This window comes from Advenella mimigardefordensis DPN7 (assembly GCF_000521505.1).
Lineage (GTDB): Bacteria > Pseudomonadota > Gammaproteobacteria > Burkholderiales > Burkholderiaceae_B > Advenella > Advenella mimigardefordensis.
This window is the reverse complement of the sequence record NZ_CP003915.1, coordinates 94,164-109,223: the sequence shown is the minus strand read 5'-3', so window position 1 is coordinate 109,223 and position 15,060 is coordinate 94,164. Positions and strand designations below refer to the sequence as shown.

Annotated in this window: 10 protein-coding genes and 1 pseudogene; 5 read left to right on the top strand and 6 right to left on the bottom strand. The window is 55.0% G+C overall.

Annotated features, from left to right (window positions below; translation table 11 throughout):
- Positions 1–37: 37 nt before the first annotated feature.
- From MIM_RS00500 to MIM_RS00490, 3 genes are all read right to left on the bottom strand, one after another.
- The gene (locus tag MIM_RS00500; RefSeq protein ID WP_025370793.1) at positions 38–2,230 is read right to left on the bottom strand and encodes a TonB-dependent receptor; all 2,193 of its coding nucleotides are present in this window, start codon (positions 2,228–2,230) and stop codon (positions 38–40) included.
- A 364-nt stretch (positions 2,231–2,594) separates the two neighbouring features.
- Complete coding sequence (locus MIM_RS00495) at positions 2,595–3,824, bottom strand: MFS transporter (RefSeq protein WP_025370792.1); 1,230 nt, start codon at positions 3,822–3,824, stop codon at positions 2,595–2,597.
- 152 nt (positions 3,825–3,976) lie between these two features.
- The gene (locus tag MIM_RS00490) at positions 3,977–5,179 is read right to left on the bottom strand and encodes an MFS transporter (protein WP_025370791.1); all 1,203 of its coding nucleotides are present in this window, start codon (positions 5,177–5,179) and stop codon (positions 3,977–3,979) included.
- A 112-nt stretch (positions 5,180–5,291) separates the two neighbouring features.
- Between MIM_RS00490 and MIM_RS00485 the strand changes: the two genes are divergently transcribed.
- The gene (locus MIM_RS00485; RefSeq protein WP_042070741.1) at positions 5,292–6,203 is read left to right on the top strand and encodes a LysR substrate-binding domain-containing protein; all 912 of its coding nucleotides are present in this window, start codon (positions 5,292–5,294) and stop codon (positions 6,201–6,203) included.
- 10 nt (positions 6,204–6,213) lie between these two features.
- Here the strand turns inward: MIM_RS00485 and MIM_RS00480 are convergent, their stop codons facing one another.
- Positions 6,214–7,119, bottom strand: a complete 906-nt coding sequence (locus MIM_RS00480) for a LysR family transcriptional regulator (protein ID WP_025370789.1) — start codon at positions 7,117–7,119, stop codon at positions 6,214–6,216.
- A gap of 95 nt (positions 7,120–7,214) precedes the next feature.
- On the opposite strand from MIM_RS00480, the pseudogene MIM_RS00475 reads away from it, so the two are divergent.
- A pseudogene (locus MIM_RS00475) lies at positions 7,215–8,193 on the top strand (NAD-dependent epimerase/dehydratase family protein).
- A gap of 127 nt (positions 8,194–8,320) precedes the next feature.
- Here MIM_RS00475 and MIM_RS00470 read toward each other — a convergent pair.
- On the bottom strand, positions 8,321–12,154 hold the full coding sequence (locus MIM_RS00470) for a type III effector HrpK domain-containing protein (RefSeq protein ID WP_222836908.1): 3,834 nt from the start codon (positions 12,152–12,154) through the stop codon (positions 8,321–8,323).
- Between the two features lie 229 nt (positions 12,155–12,383).
- Here MIM_RS00470 and MIM_RS21920 point away from each other — a divergent pair, with 229 nt between their 5' ends.
- The 3 genes from MIM_RS21920 (at position 12,384) to MIM_RS00455 (ending at position 14,671) form a co-directional block, all read left to right on the top strand.
- Entirely contained in the window at positions 12,384–13,190 is an 807-nt protein-coding gene (locus MIM_RS21920; protein WP_025370787.1) for a transglycosylase SLT domain-containing protein, read from the top strand.
- Positions 13,191–13,271: 81 nt separating this feature from the next.
- A complete protein-coding gene (locus tag MIM_RS00460) occupies positions 13,272–13,736 on the top strand; it encodes a hypothetical protein (protein ID WP_025370786.1) in 465 nt (154 codons plus the stop codon).
- 152 nt (positions 13,737–13,888) lie between these two features.
- Complete coding sequence (locus MIM_RS00455; protein ID WP_158318680.1) at positions 13,889–14,671, top strand: tetratricopeptide repeat protein; 783 nt, start codon at positions 13,889–13,891, stop codon at positions 14,669–14,671.
- Here the strand turns inward: MIM_RS00455 and MIM_RS21915 are convergent.
- Positions 14,668–15,051, bottom strand: coding sequence for a hypothetical protein (locus MIM_RS21915; protein ID WP_052342255.1), 384 nt, complete (start codon positions 15,049–15,051; stop codon positions 14,668–14,670). The two genes, MIM_RS00455 and MIM_RS21915, sit on opposite strands and share 4 nt — an antisense overlap.
- Positions 15,052–15,060: the final 9 nt, after the last annotated feature.

Genomic DNA, 15,060 nt, shown 5'->3' with positions numbered 1-15,060 from the left:
TGCTCGTGGCTCCATGCCAAACCCTTAACGTTGATGCTCAAAACTCCATTTCGGCCGATAGCAGGAAAGTACGCGGCGCCGCAGCAGTAACAACCGTCAGCTTGGCACTGCTGGAGAGCCAGTATCGCTTGTTCAATACGTTCTCTACGCTGGCCCGTAAAGTAACGGGCCGCCCCATTACTTTTGTCTTGTAGCGTGCACTCAGATCAAACCTTGTCCAGGAAGGCAACGTGAGTTTATTCTCTGCATCATATGGCATCGAGGATGTATGTATCATGCGGCCGCCTACGCTCAAGTCCGGCACCCAGGGGACATCCCAATCTGCGGCGAGATTGAACGCACTTTTGGGTACGCCACTGGCCCTGTTCCCGTCGTTGACACCGCCTTGCGTACGACGCTGTTTAGCGTTATAGAACGTTGCGCTTGCCATCAAGCGCAAGCCCGGCTGCAGTTCACCAACGGCAGACAGTTCGATGCCTCGATTGCGTTGCTCACCATCGAAACTATAAACGTTTGTGTTCGGATCAGTAATCGCATTCGGGCGGTCTATCTGGAAAGCGGAAAGCGTGGTAATCACGCGCCCCCAATCCACCTTGATACCCGCTTCATATTGATTGGACTTGTAAGGCGGGAACACTTCCCCGGCATTTGCGGCCGTCATTGGCGCAGTACCGCCTGTTGTCAGGCCGGACGTAAAGTTGCCGTATATGGAAACATTATCGACGGGTTTGACCACAATCCCGAACAGCGGAGACACCGCGCTTTCGTTATAAGACGAGGTCACCTCACCGTGGTTGTTGAAATTTTCTGTTTTAACCTGCTGTCTGCGCAGCCCGCCTGTCACCAGAATTCTATCATCAGCGAACGATAGCGTGTCTGTCAAAGACAAGCTGGTAAGGGTGTTCTCGGAAGTTTTGGTTGACGCTTCCCGGCTTCCAGTCATGGGATTGATCGGCACCGGGTCATAAATATTCGAATCGACAACGCGTCCTGTCGGATCCGAAAGATAGAAGCTGCCCGCTTCAGATTTCAGAACCGAACCAGATACCGTCAGCAGATGCTTAATGCCAAATGTATTGAATTTGGCGCGCGCACCAATTTCACCGGTTTTGTTGCGCGAGTACGCGTCATACCAGGAATTGGTCACACGGAAATTCCCAGACTCATCCACGCCGTCTATGGTGCGCGCAGAAGGAAAATCCTGTTCAGTGGCGCCGTAACGATAGCCAACGGCTCCATAAACCATCAAATTATCGGAGATGTCATATTCCAGACGCGTCGCAACGGCAGAATCGCGGATCAGCAAATCAGCGCCATCATAAATCGCCCGATGTCCCGATGGCGCTGACGGAATATAAGATATATCGGGATGAAAACCGTTTTGAGCCCTGAAATTTTGCACCGTCTCGCGCTGTGAATACGCATCCAGCGTCCAGCGCAGTTTGTCGGAGCGGTAATCCAGCGCCAGCGCGCCCAGCCCGAGCTTTTGTGAACCATCATCCATACTGGTTTTACCGTTTTTATAGACGCCATTAAACCGGATACCCCATTGTTTATCCTCGCCAAAACGACGACCCATATCCAGATGCGCACCCAGCACCGATTTACTTTCGTAACTGGTGGTGAGGCGTGTTAGGGGTTCGTCTTCTGCCCGCTTGGTAACGATATTGATATTGCCACCGATGGTGCCGTTCGGGCTGATGCCATACATGAGCGTTCCCGGCCCCTTGAGCACCTCGACCCGTTCCATCATTGCCGTCGGAATCCTGCTGCCAGAGGTCAAGCCATAAAGGCCGTTAAGGCCCACATCGCTGCTGTTGACGGTGAAACCGCGAATCTGGAAATCCTCGCTGAAGCTGCCTGTCGATGTCGTATTGCGTACCGACGCTTCATTGGCGACCACATCTGCCAGCGTACGCGCCTGCGTATCCCGGATCAGTTGTTCGGTGTAATTGGTCGTGTTGAAAGGCGTGGTCATGACATCTGCGTTACCCAGCACTCCCAGACCACCGCCGCGCGCCACCTGACCGCCGGCATATGGAGAGGCCAGTCCATTGTCGACACCGGAAACAAGAATCGGCGTCAGCTGGGTCACATCTGTTTGAGCATAAGCGATTGGGGTAACGCCAATGAGCGACCCGACACTCACGCGCCTTGCCAATCGGCCTATGAACGATACGGGACCGCGCCCCGCCCGCTTGATGGTCGTGAATGCGGATGGCGTAGCCATCTGCGAGCGCCTTGAATTCATTGTCTGTCCGTATTCGTTAGTTTTAAATACGACGGATTATAACGTAATAATAATAGTTATCATTATGGATATTATTTATTTAATATTAAATAAGTAATATTGGGGATATTCAAAGGTATAACCTGGAGCGCGTGGGTTCAATCGACGCTACGACAACCAGGTGTCCCGTCTGACGTATGTTTGTGTTGTGTATGTGTGTGTTGTATTAACAGACGCTACAACACGCGTGAGCCCAAAATGACCAGCCAAAGCCAGACCGCGGCCTGCTCGCAGCGCCCTGCCGAACCCGGGTCGTGGCCAGGCCGCAGACCAGGTACTGGCTTGGTGCTGAACAGTCAGGCTGTTATTGTTTTGCGGACGCCACCGCCCCTTTACGCATATCAACAACCGCCCAGAAAAATATCAGCAGTCCGCAGAGTGCCAGCAAGGTACCAACCCAGCCTGTGGACTCCCATCCAAGTCCCATCGAAATGGTGATACCGCCAAGCCAGGCACCCAGCGCGTTGGCCATATTGAAGGCTGAGTGATTCAGGGCGGCAGCCAGCGTCTGGGCTTCCCCAGCCACGTCCATCAGTCGAATTTGCAGTGCCGGACCCAGGGCCACTGCAGTGCCAACCAGTAATACGTTGAACGACCCCAGCCAGATGTTGTGCGAAGTGAAGCAAAAAGCGGTCAGCACGATGCCCGACCACACCAGCAGCCCGCCAATGGTCGGCATAAGGGCACGATCGGCCAGGCGCGAACCAACCAGGTTGCCCGCTACCATACCCAGACCGAAAAGCGCCAACACGATAGGCACGCCTGCTTCCGGCAAACCGGCCAGATTCATCAGTGTCGGCTTGACATAACTGAAAACGGAAAACATCCCGCCAAAGCCGATGCCCGCGATCCCCAGCGTCAACCAGACCTGTTTGCGCTTAAGGGCGCTCAATTCACGCCAGGGGCTGGCGCCTTCGCTCGCGCGCAAATTCGGAATCCACAGCCGCACCAAGCCTACCGCAATCAGCGCGATCGCACCCACCAGAACAAATGCGGCGCGCCAGCCCAGCCACTGTCCCAACCCTGCCGCAATGGGCACTCCCACCAGGGTTGCAGTGGTCAGCCCCAACATGACCAGCCCCACGGCCTGCGCCCGTTTGCCGGGCGGCGCCAGATGAGCAGCAACCAATGCGGCCACGCCGAAATACGTGCCATGCGGCAGGCCACTGAAAAATCGCATCAGCATCATCGATTCATAGGCCGGTGCGATCGCACTGACAAAGTTGCCGAGTGCGTAAATGACCATCAGAAGCATCAGCAACGTGCGCCGCGGCACACGGGCGCTCAGAACCGCCAGTACGGGGGCACCCACCACCACACCAATCGCATAGGCACTGATCAGGTGACCGGCCGTCGGGATGGAAACGCCCAGATCGGTGGCAGCATCGGGCAACAATCCCATGATGACAAACTCACCGATGCCAATGCTGAAACCACCCACACCCAGTGCGAACACGGCTTTCAGAAAGGAATAGGACGAAGACGCGAGAGCAGCAGCGCTTGCGGAATGGCCGGATTTAGTTGATGTGTTCATGAAGAGAAAAAAAGAACCGTCCTGAATACGGCCGGTTTGATATCATTGCGCAGCCAGAAGACGGTGCCGCGCGTAGCGGCGCCCAACGGTACGATAGTGCATCCAAGTATAACGTATTTTGCAATGCAGCATTATTTCAATTGGCAATAAGCTCAGCAGGTCTGCGTCGCGATCGCCGCCTGCCGACGCACACTTCTGAACTGTAGCAGCACAAGCAGCAGACTCAATAGCGCCAGCGCAGCACCCGCCACCGGCACCACCGTGTAGCCCAGACCCGAGCGCAGGACCAGCCCGCCCAGCGCAGCACCCACGGCATTGCCAAGGTTAAAGGCTCCCACATTAACTGACGAGGCCAATCCGGGTGCGCCGGTCGCTTCTCGCATCACCCAGGTTTGCAGGGGAGGCACAATCGCGAACGTGGCCGTACCCCATACCACCAATGCCAGTGCCACGCCAACCTGAGATGCAGCCAGGAAAGGGAAGGCCAGCATGCTGATGGCGATCAGGGACAGAAACAGTACCAGCGCCCCCTGCAAGGATCGATCAGCCAACTTGCCACCCAGAGTATTGCCGATCGTAAAACCAATACCCACCAGCACCAGCATGCCGGTGATGAATGGCGGCGAAGCATGGGTTAGCGTTTCCAAGGTCGGATTGATATAGGTGTACAGGGTAAACATGGCGCCTGCGCCCAATACCGTTGTGGTCATGGCCATCAGCACATTCGGGCGGGTCAGCACACGCAATTCTGCACGAACATCCGGCACCTGGCCTTTCTCTCCCTCAGGCAGCGCAAAGCGCAGTGCGAGCATGGCAAGCACGCCCAGTACGGAAATGGATGCAAATGACTGGCGCCAACCGATCGTCGTGCCCAGCCAGGCAGCAGCAGGCACACCCCCGATATTGGCAATCGTTAGCCCCAGAAACATGGCCGCAACCGCGCTGGCCTGTTTTTCCCGGGGAACCAGGCTGGCCGCGACCAGAGAACCCACACCAAAAAAGGCGCCGTGGTTCAGACTCGTAATAAAGCGCGCACCCACCAGACTGGTGAAGTCGGGCGCAAACGCCGACAGCAGGTTGCCCAGGGTGAAAATCGCCATCAGCATGATCAATGCCTGTCGGCGCGGGCGCCTGGCCAGCAACAAGGTCATGATTGGCGCGCCAATCATGACTCCGATCGCGTACGCCGACACCAGCATACCTGCGGTGGGGATGGATACATCAATGCCGTCGGCGATCGCCGGCAGCATACCCATGGGGCCAAATTCCGTGGTGCCAATACCGAAGGCGCCAATTGCAAGTGCAATTAACGGAACGGTGGCCTGATTGCTGTTTGAAGGTGCAGCAGATAACATGTGTAATCCTTTTGGCATCCCTGAAAATAAAGCGGGACATCCGAAGGAGCACATTCTAAAATGTTTATTTTTAACGATAAACAGGTATAAACATAAAATACCTTTGCTGCAAATGGAAAAATCCAGCATTACCCTGCGCGAAATAGAAGTTTTCCTGGCTGTGGTTGATGCTGGCTCATTGAGCGCAGCCTCTCAACGACTCAGCCAGCCGGTCTCTACCACCAGCCGCTTTCTTGCCCGCCTGGAAGAAAAATTACAAACGACATTGCTGCGCAGAACCACCAGACGGCTGGATTTAACAGACGAAGGCTGCAGTTTCCTGAAAGATGCCCGCGGAATTATTAATTCGATTGAGTCTGCACAGGAACGGGTATTGCTTCGTCAGGGCCAGCCCTCCGGCCCCTTGCGTGTCGATGCCGCGACGCCATTTGTTTTGCATACCCTGATCCCGCTGCTGGCCGATTACCGCAAGCACTACCCCCTGGTCGACCTGACCCTGACCAGCAATGAAGATTTTGTGGATCTGCTGGAGTCTCGCGTTGATCTCGCCTTGCGCATTGGCGAGATGAAGGACTCCAGCCTGAACAGTCGCCTGATTTGCCGGTCACGAATACGCATGCTGGCCTCGCCTCAGTACCTTCTTGAGCACGGCACGCCGTCGTCAGCGGCAGACCTCAGGCAGCACACCCTGTTGGGCTTTACACGCGACAGCATCAACAGTTGGCCACTGCACAACGAAGACGGTGAAACCCTTTACATTGAACCCGATATCGCGGCCAGCAGCGGCGAAGTATTAAGACAATTGTCATTATCCGGCCACGGTATTGTTTGCCTTGCAGACTTCATGACCGTCCAGGATCTGGCCAGTGGCAATCTGGTAGAAGTACTGGCGCAGCAAAATACCGGCGATACGCGCCCGATACAGGCTGTGTACTATCGGCAAACGGCGCTGGCCGCCCGGGTGTCCTCGTTTATTGATCATTTGACGCAGGCGATACGAAAGCAGGCCTGGGCGATTACCTGACTGCGCTTTTTTACGCGTGACTGTCGCGACCCTGTGCATACGCCTCCAGAAAGGCGACCAGCGCATCGAAAACCACCTTGCAGCGCCGGCTGCCACGCAGATCGCCATGCATCGTGACCCATGTCTCCAGAGGGAAAGCAAAGATGTCGGGCAAGACCCGCACCAGAGCTGAGTCACGCCGGGCAAGCGCTGTCTGGCACACGCCGATACCCGCACCGGCACGCACCATGGCAAGTTGCGCCAGATCACTGTCACTGCGCAACGCGAACACCTCGCGTCGCCAGAACGGAAACTGTGTCCGGGCCGCGCGCAGGAAAGGCGTATCCTGATCGAAACCAATCAGAACATGACGGCTCAATTCTTCAGGCGTGACCGGGGTACCGTGTCGTGCCAGATAATCAGCGCGGGCAAACAGGCCAATCTCAATTGCACCCACCCTGCGTGCGACCAACGCCTGCTGACGGGGAGGCGTCATCCGCAAGGCAATATCAACCTCACGCTGCAGCAGATCCTGTAGCCGGTTGGTTGGGACCAGTTCGATCTTCAGCAACGGATAGGTCTGGCGTAGCTGCACCAGGGCTTCAGGCAGAACCTCGACACCGATGATCTCACTGGCCGAGATTCGTACGACACCTTGTATGTGATGTCCGTGTCCGGATGCTTCGCGCTCAAGCGCGGCCGCCGTGTCATGCATCGTCTGGGCATAACCCTGCAGAGAGAGCGCGGCTTCGGTAGGCTGCAGGCCGGCCTGCGTCCGGGTAAACAGCTTCTGCCCAAACGCCGCTTCCAGCAGGGAGACGTGCCGCCCGACAGTCGGCTGAGTCATGCCCAGCGCGCGTGCGGCACCCGACAGCGAGCCCTCCCTCAGAACGGCAAGCAAGGTGCGATAGTGTTCCCATCCGATCATTTCAGCCATACAAAATTGTATAGCGAATAGATGATGATCAGCAATTCTCAAACACCCGGATATCGACGACCATATCGACATTGTCTCGGAAAACAGGAATTTTCATGGAATCCACCTCATCATCAACGCAACGCGCCCTTGTACTGGGTGCCAGCGGCGGCATCGGCGGCGAAGTCGCCCGCCAGCTGCGCGACACCGGCTGGCAGGTACGAGCCCTGCGCCGCGGCCTGAGCGCTCCCACCGAACAGCGCGACGGCATGGACGTGGCTGCGCGGGGACGCCATGCACCGGGAGGACATCATCCAGGCCGCGCAGGGGTGCCAGGTGATCGTTCATGCAGTCAACCCGCCAGGCTATCGACATTGGGCCCAGCGTGTATTGCCGATGATGGACAATACCATTGCCGCCGCCATCGCTGAAAAGGCCACGATCATTCTACCGGGCACCGTCTACAACTATGGGCCCGATGTTTTTCCGCTGGTCGCAGAAGAAGCGCCCCAGCATCCACACACCCGCAAGGGTCAGATCCGCGTGCAAATGGAGCAGCGCCTGCGCAAGGCTACCTTATCTGGCGCCCGTGCAATCATCGTACGTGCGGGTGATTTTTTCGGACCGCAGGCAGGCAACAACTGGTTATCACAGGCACTGGTTAAGCCGGCACGCCCTCTGAAAAAGATACTGCAACCCGGGAAAGCGGGCATTGGCCACCAATGGGCCTACCTGCCGGACGTGGCGCATACAATGGCGGCCTTGATTGAGCGGCGCGACACGCTGGAACCCTTCGCACGCTTTCATATGCAGGGTCATTGGGACGCGGATGGCACCCGGATGACGTCGACCATCAGCCACATCGCCCGCCAGCATGGCATGAATCCGACGATCTCTGCCTTCCCCTGGTGGCTCACCGCAGTGCTGTCGCCTTTGGTTCCGACACTGCGGGAGCTACGGGAAATGCGCTATTTATGGACCCAGCCGGTGCACCTGGATGGCCGTCGTCTGCAAGAGATGCTGGGCACCGAACCACATACGCCATGGGATGAAGCCGTAACGGCAACGCTGCGGGGTATGGGGTGTATTGAATGAATTTAATCTGATACCGGATGAAGGAATCGTGCATGCTTGCCGATCATAACGATCCACTGCAGCGGTGTACGTCTGGACTAAACTCCAGCACGTACAGCCGCAATTACTGCATGCTCACACGGCAAGCTCACGAGCCAATGGTCGGACCATCTTCGTAACCAGGCCATTCTTCATCCGGAATATCCCGGAAGCCACCGTCCGTAACACCATCAATTTCGTATTTGGTCAAATAAGTGCCCAACAGCTCCCCGAAGTCATCTGAACGCTTCTGATGCTTGCCTTCCTCAATCAGCCCCGGCAGGAGTGACACCAGCACACCGATGCCGGCCGCTGCCCAACCCATCGCGCCGGCCAGGACCGGCACCATGTTCGGCACCTTGCTGATCAGGTTCGGTAGCAACGCGTTGCCTAATCCCCATGCACCTTCAACCATAGAGGCCAGGCCTGCCATGGCGCCAACAGAACCCGAAGTAATGCTCAGCCCGCCGGCCACCTTGTCGCCATTTCGGATGGACTTGACCCCATCGAAAATGCCATATGCACCCAGCACAGCCCCAGCCATACCGCCCAGACCCTTGGCGCCTTCTTCAAAGTTTTTCGCCAGGCTCTTATAGCCTTTCATGTCTTTGACATTATTCTTGATCTTGTCTTCCAGTTCCTGGAAGGTGATGTTTCCACTCTTGATCGCGTCTTCGCCATTCTTGATGGCCTTGTTCAGATATTGCTGGTACCCCTTCATACCGCCTTCGGTCAGCACGGTTGCCGTCTGGATCGAACCGCCGGTAATGTTGACAATATCTTTTTCGGTTGGCTTGCCATTGGTGCCTATGCCCCTGGCAATGGTAATTCCCGCCATAAACAGGCCACTCACACCATGCAATACACCTTTGTCGTAGGCCCCTTTGGCGCCTTTGTTCGGATCAAGGTCTTCCAGTTTGCCGGTTTTATCAAGGGTCTTTGTTCCCTGGCGGAAGAAGTCCCAACTACCTCTGAAGCCTGTCAACACCTGATCCGGTGTTGCTACGGTGCCGTTTTCATTAAGGAAAAGCTCAGGGTTTTCCTTGCTGATCTGCTCGATATAATCCTTGACCTTTTCTTCGTCGAGTTTATCGCCGCCGTCGACGCCGAACACTTCTTTTATGTCATCAAAGGAAGCGTCCTTGAACACATTCTCCTGGGCAATATTTGAAAAGTTGTCGTTCAGCTTGTCGTCGAATTTTCCAGTAAACTCCGGATCCAGCGCCGAGTTGTATAACGCTACCTCCATATTGAAGACGCTGGCCGCCTTATCAAATGAATTGTCCTTGAGCAGATCGTTCAGGCGATCGCCTGAGACCAGGGACTTCTCATAGAAATCCTTGAATTGGCCATAGTGCTCCGAGTCCTTCACCGCCCCCTGAATGTCTTCCGCTTTTTCAATACCCAATACGTTCTGGTACGATTGCGCCGTTCCGACAAACTCGGCAAGAACAGCCTGCTGCTCAACCGAACCGTCCTTCATATTGGCATCCCACGAGGCATCCAGTGCCTTGCCGGTCTTGATTTCCTTATCGTATGTATCCTGCAGGGCTTTCTTGAGCCCGCCGTTGTCACCGACGAGTTCCGTGAGCGCGCCGGCGGTTTTTTCACTGAGTACTTTGGTAACTTCCTTGTCATCCTGCAGAATCTTGATATGCGCGTTCAGATCGTCGAATACCTTATCCTTATCCGGATGGGTCCTGGAACGGTTAGCGATGGAAACCTTTGAATAATCATCCTTCCACATGCCCGCAGACGCACCGTCAACCATCAGTTGCTGCGCCTGCTGCAATTCCTGAAGCACGGCCGCCTTTTCTTCGCTGGAGTACTTGTCCGGATTTTCAAAAACATCTTTTCCTATCTTGCTGGTGTCGATGTCTGCAAACGCGCCACGCCCGGCCGACTCAGACAGAAACGTCATCAGCGACGTTGCGTCTTTGGGCGCCGATTTGGAAAGCCAGGTTTGCACATCGCCCTTTGACAGATCGCCATCGGGGCGCTGCGCCAGAGAATGCTTGGAGTTGTCGATCATCTCGAATGCACCTGGCTGGGACCAGAAATTCAGGGCATCCTTGGCCTCGTCGCTCAGGTCTTTTGTGTTATCAACATAGCGCTTGATCGCATCAGCATCCAGATATTTTCCAGACCCCGCCTTTTCCCGTATTTTGTCATAATTGCTTTCAAGAATGGCTGCGTACTTCGCTACCTGCTTTGAACCCTCATCCGCATCCGGGTTGGCTTTCAGGTAATCCTTATAGCTCTTGATATCGTCGGCGTTGCCGGAGATGGCGGATACATCCTCAAGATTACCTTTCAATGCAGAGAAGCCATATTTGCCGAAGTCCTGTAGTCGTCCGGCCTCGGTATCGGGCTTGGCTTCACGGGAGCTGGTAAATCCATTGATTTCCCCGTTGCCAACGCTGTCGCCGGTGATTTCCTTGCCATTGCTGTCGAACTGCTCAACATGGCGCAGAATCTGCGAAGCACGATAGGCGGCGTCTGCATCTTTGGTATAGTCACCCACCCGCTCCTTCAACAAGTCACCTACGCCACTGTGATTGCCCAGTTCCTGAAGCAGAGGGTCGCCTTCCACGATTTCTTTGGCCGAACGTTTATCATCCTCAGGACGCTCCCATTTGATGCCAAGGTCTTCGGCTTTCTTGCGTTCTTCTTTGTCCGTCCCGGCACCCTTGAAATCATCGAGCTTGCCTTTCAGTGCAGAAAATCCTTCCTTGCCAAAATCCTGCAGGCGGGCCGCTTCGGTATCGGGTTTGGCCTCACCGCTATTGGTGAATCCGTTGATCGTCTGATTACCAACGTCCCCGCCAACCTGGCGGTCGCCGTTCTTATCAAATTTTTCAATATGATCAAGCACCTGGGCGGCACGATAGGCGGCATTGGCGTCCTTATCAAAGTCGCCCACACGTTCTTTCAACATATCCTTCACACCGCTCTGATTACCCAGTTTTTTGAGCAAAGGACTGTCGTCGATTATGTCCTGCGCGGAACGATCATCACCTTCTGGCCGTTCCCATTTGATGCCGAGCTTCTCCGCCTGTTCGCGAACGTCCTTATCGTCCTGTACCGGTTTCGAATCGTTCTGCAGCTTGCCATTCAGACTGGTGAATCCGTATTTCCCAAAATCCTGTAAGCGGCCGGCCTCGGTGCCATGTTTTGCTTCGCCACTGCTGGTGAAGCCGTCAATACTGTCGTTGGTAACCTCTTTGCCTGCCAGTCGTTTGCCGTTTTCGTCAAACGAAACCACATGATCCAGCACCTGGGCAGCACGATACGCGGCGTTCGCCCGTTCGTCGGCACTACCTTTCTCGTAATCTCCCACCCGCTCTTTCAGCTTATCCTTAACATCACTTTGGTTGCCAAGATTTTTCAGCAGGGGACTGTCGTCAATGATTTCTTCGGCCGTTCTCTTGTCGTCATCAGGGCGTTCCCAATTGATACCTACGTTTTCGGCATCCTTGCGGACTTTGTCTTCATCGCGCTTTGTTTCCTTCGCTGAAAACAGATCTGAAGACATCTCACCAGCCGAATCGTCCTTAATCCAGGCCTTCAGATCATTCTTGCTTACGTCGCCATCCGTATCGCCGCCATGCTTGGACGTATCCAGGCGTTTGAACGCATCATCCTGCGACCAGAAGTCCAGCGCATCGTTTAGCTTGGGGTCCAGATCTGAATGCGATTTTTTGTAATTTTTTATTTCATCTAACGTAATGTATTTGCCCTCGGTATTGATGTCATCGTAATTGTCCAGAATTTTCTGGGCGTATTCATCCGAACGCTTTTCTTTTTCCTCATCACTCAGTGATTTATTATTTGTTTGCTTATTGGAGATGAAAACGGCATTGTTCCAGTTGTTTTCACTGGCGCTCGACCCGCCTCCCGCATTCTCGGCGGCATTATTGTTGGGCGCGGTAATCTTTGACATGGTAACAACCTCCAATCTGCAGGATAATGTACATTGAACACGCAAATATTTGACCTTCTTTTTATGAAATAATAATGACAACTGTGATATCAATTACAAATGAAATATTCATGACAATCGTATGGCATGGTGACATTCGCATGTAACAATTTGCTGTCTACAATTATCCTGAATTCCGTATCTGATGCCATCGCGCCGGGTTGCGCAAAATACCGGGAGAATCCAGGAAATGACAGTCACACCACAAATCGGCAGTTGGGAAGGTTTCTATGCAGACCGAACAGAGCGGCTTAACGCCGCCACCGATCCGGCTACGCGTGCCCACTTCGAGGCCGAGCTGAACCTGGCTCGCATCACCATGGATGCCATGGGCCTGCAGGTTCCTGATGCGGGCAATGGCGCTGCCTCTCAGGACGGCCAGCCGCTACCGGTAGACCAGGAAGCGGGCGACTGGGAAAAATTTCCTGCGGACAAATCGCAAGCCACGCAGAGCCGGGCAGAAATCCACGACACGCCAGACACACCTTCAGGCTCTGATCAACTGAGCCAAAGCCTGAACGACGCGCTGCTTCCCTATCGCGACGACATTCTTGCCGCGTCCGAGGCCACCGGCGTACCACCGAACCTGCTGGCCGCAGTCATCTGGGACGAATCCAAAGGGATTGCCGGTGCCGGTTCAACTAACGGTGAAAACGGCCTGACCGATACCGGTCTCATGCAACTTAATCCGGACACGTTCGCAGCATTGAAAGAGCAGCACCCGCAGTTGCTGACAGGCGATGCATCAGACCCCCGCAACAATATCATGGCCGGTGCGCTTTATCTCAAGCAAAACCATGATCAGTTCGGCAGCTGGGATCTTGCTCTGCGCGCCTACAACTCCGGACCGCTCTCTGTGGACCCTGCCGATCCGGGCATTTCCACCTCTGGTTTCGGTACCAGGAACTATGTTGAAAAAGTAAATTTTTATATGAATCAGCTGGACAACGGGACTGCCATGTCTGATGGCTACCCCGGAGGCAACCAGCTGTACTGAACCCGCTGCTAACCGCAGCACAACCGGGGTCAACATTCTTGATACGCCCCCGGTGTTATTCAATTTCAAGGAGAAATCGTCGTGACAACCCCCGTTCAGGCAGTAGGCAACACATCATATGCCCAGGAATCGTCGGCCCTGGCATTCGAGCAAAAGCTCAACATTTCGAAATCCAGCCAGATTCTGGCCGATTATCTGAAAGGCAAAGGCAAGTCTGCCATCAATTCAGACGAACTGGCCAAGCTGGCCAATAACAGTGCGGGCGACGTGCCGGCCGATGTCTCGGCCGCTGCTGCCTATATGCAGCGTCATCCCGACGTATTCACTGCGATTGAAACCCATGATGTGGCCGGTGCTGACGGCCTGTCTGGTTTCTGGAACTTCGAATGGGCAGCCGATGGCGGCCTGAACGGTACGACAGTCGATTCAATCGCCTCTATGCAGGACGCGTTCGATCGTGCGATCCAGCTCTCTTCCAAAGTGACTGAAATTACAACCGATCTGAAAGCCAGCCTGGACTCGACTAAGCAGCGTCCACAGAACTGATATCAGTACTAAACACAACTGCAATTATTATGGTTGTGCAATGGTGCCTGCTGGGCGCAACATCACTGCCACAAGTTCGTCATATAAAGATGTTTTAATGTCGGGCTGATTCCGCTCAAATATTACACATAATGTATTTATTCCGGCATGCGTTGCTCGTCTCTCTGACCCTTTCGGTGTTGAGCGGATGTGCCAGCCACCCCAAACTATCTGCCGAAGAAGCCCGTCTGACACGCCTGACAGAAGACCTGTCACGACGCGGCGATACTGCATCTGCTGTCACGCTGTACGAGCGGGCTGTGGTATCAATGCCGGGCAATCCCGATATGCTGCTTGGGCTGGGTCAGGCTTACCTGCGTAACGGCGATCCCAAAGCGGCTTCCGAAACATTCCGCAAAGTGTATCGCCTGCGTGACGGTGATCCGGAAGCCGTGCTGGGCCTGGGTTATGCTGCGTTGCTGGAAGGCAATACGGAACGCGCCTATGCATTGATCTCGGATGCTGCGCCAAAACTGAACACATACGCCGCTTTCAATCTGCTTGGCATCACTGCGACGCTAACAGGCAATTTTGCACATGCCCACGAAGCATTCAACACAGCAGAAGCACTGGATAAAGATAATCTGGAAATAAAATCAAACCAGGCGCTGGCCTATGCCCTGGATAACGATTTCCCCAACGCCATCCAGAAAATGGCAAATGTCATGGCATCACCTCTTGCGGAACCGCATCATGCGCGGCGCCAGGTATTGATTCTGGTGCTGGCCAATGAAGATCAGCAGGCGGAACAACTGCTACAGGGCATGCCTAGGAAGGAACGCCGCAGTCTGCTTGGTCAGGCCCGGCGCATCCGCGATATTGGCGATCCAGCCAGGCGCGCGTCGGCCATCGGGCTGATCCCCACCTTCGCCACGCGACAGGGCGCACACGCCTAATCGGCTGTCCGCGATTCGCGTTTCAATTCGTCTTGCCTCACCTGCTCTTCATCTGATCTTACACCCAGATAGCGCTCGACCGCGATCACCGCTGGCGCAACCATGGCCGGACCCATTTCCTGGCCACGATGCAAATCCTCTTTATTCACCGTCATCGCAGCCAGATTCAGCTCGTTCGCACATCCGGGAGGCAGGCGCGCTTCGCTGCCCGGCGTATCGTCGGCCAGACAGGCCTGCGGTATAAAGCCATATCCCACAGCACCCGGCGTCGTGACGGGAAGCATGCGGGAACTGTATCCCGACTCGCTCATAGAGGTACATCCGTATAGCGTGCCAAGCAGACATACCACCATGACACTGCGCATCGCTCCAGACATCATACCCCTCTT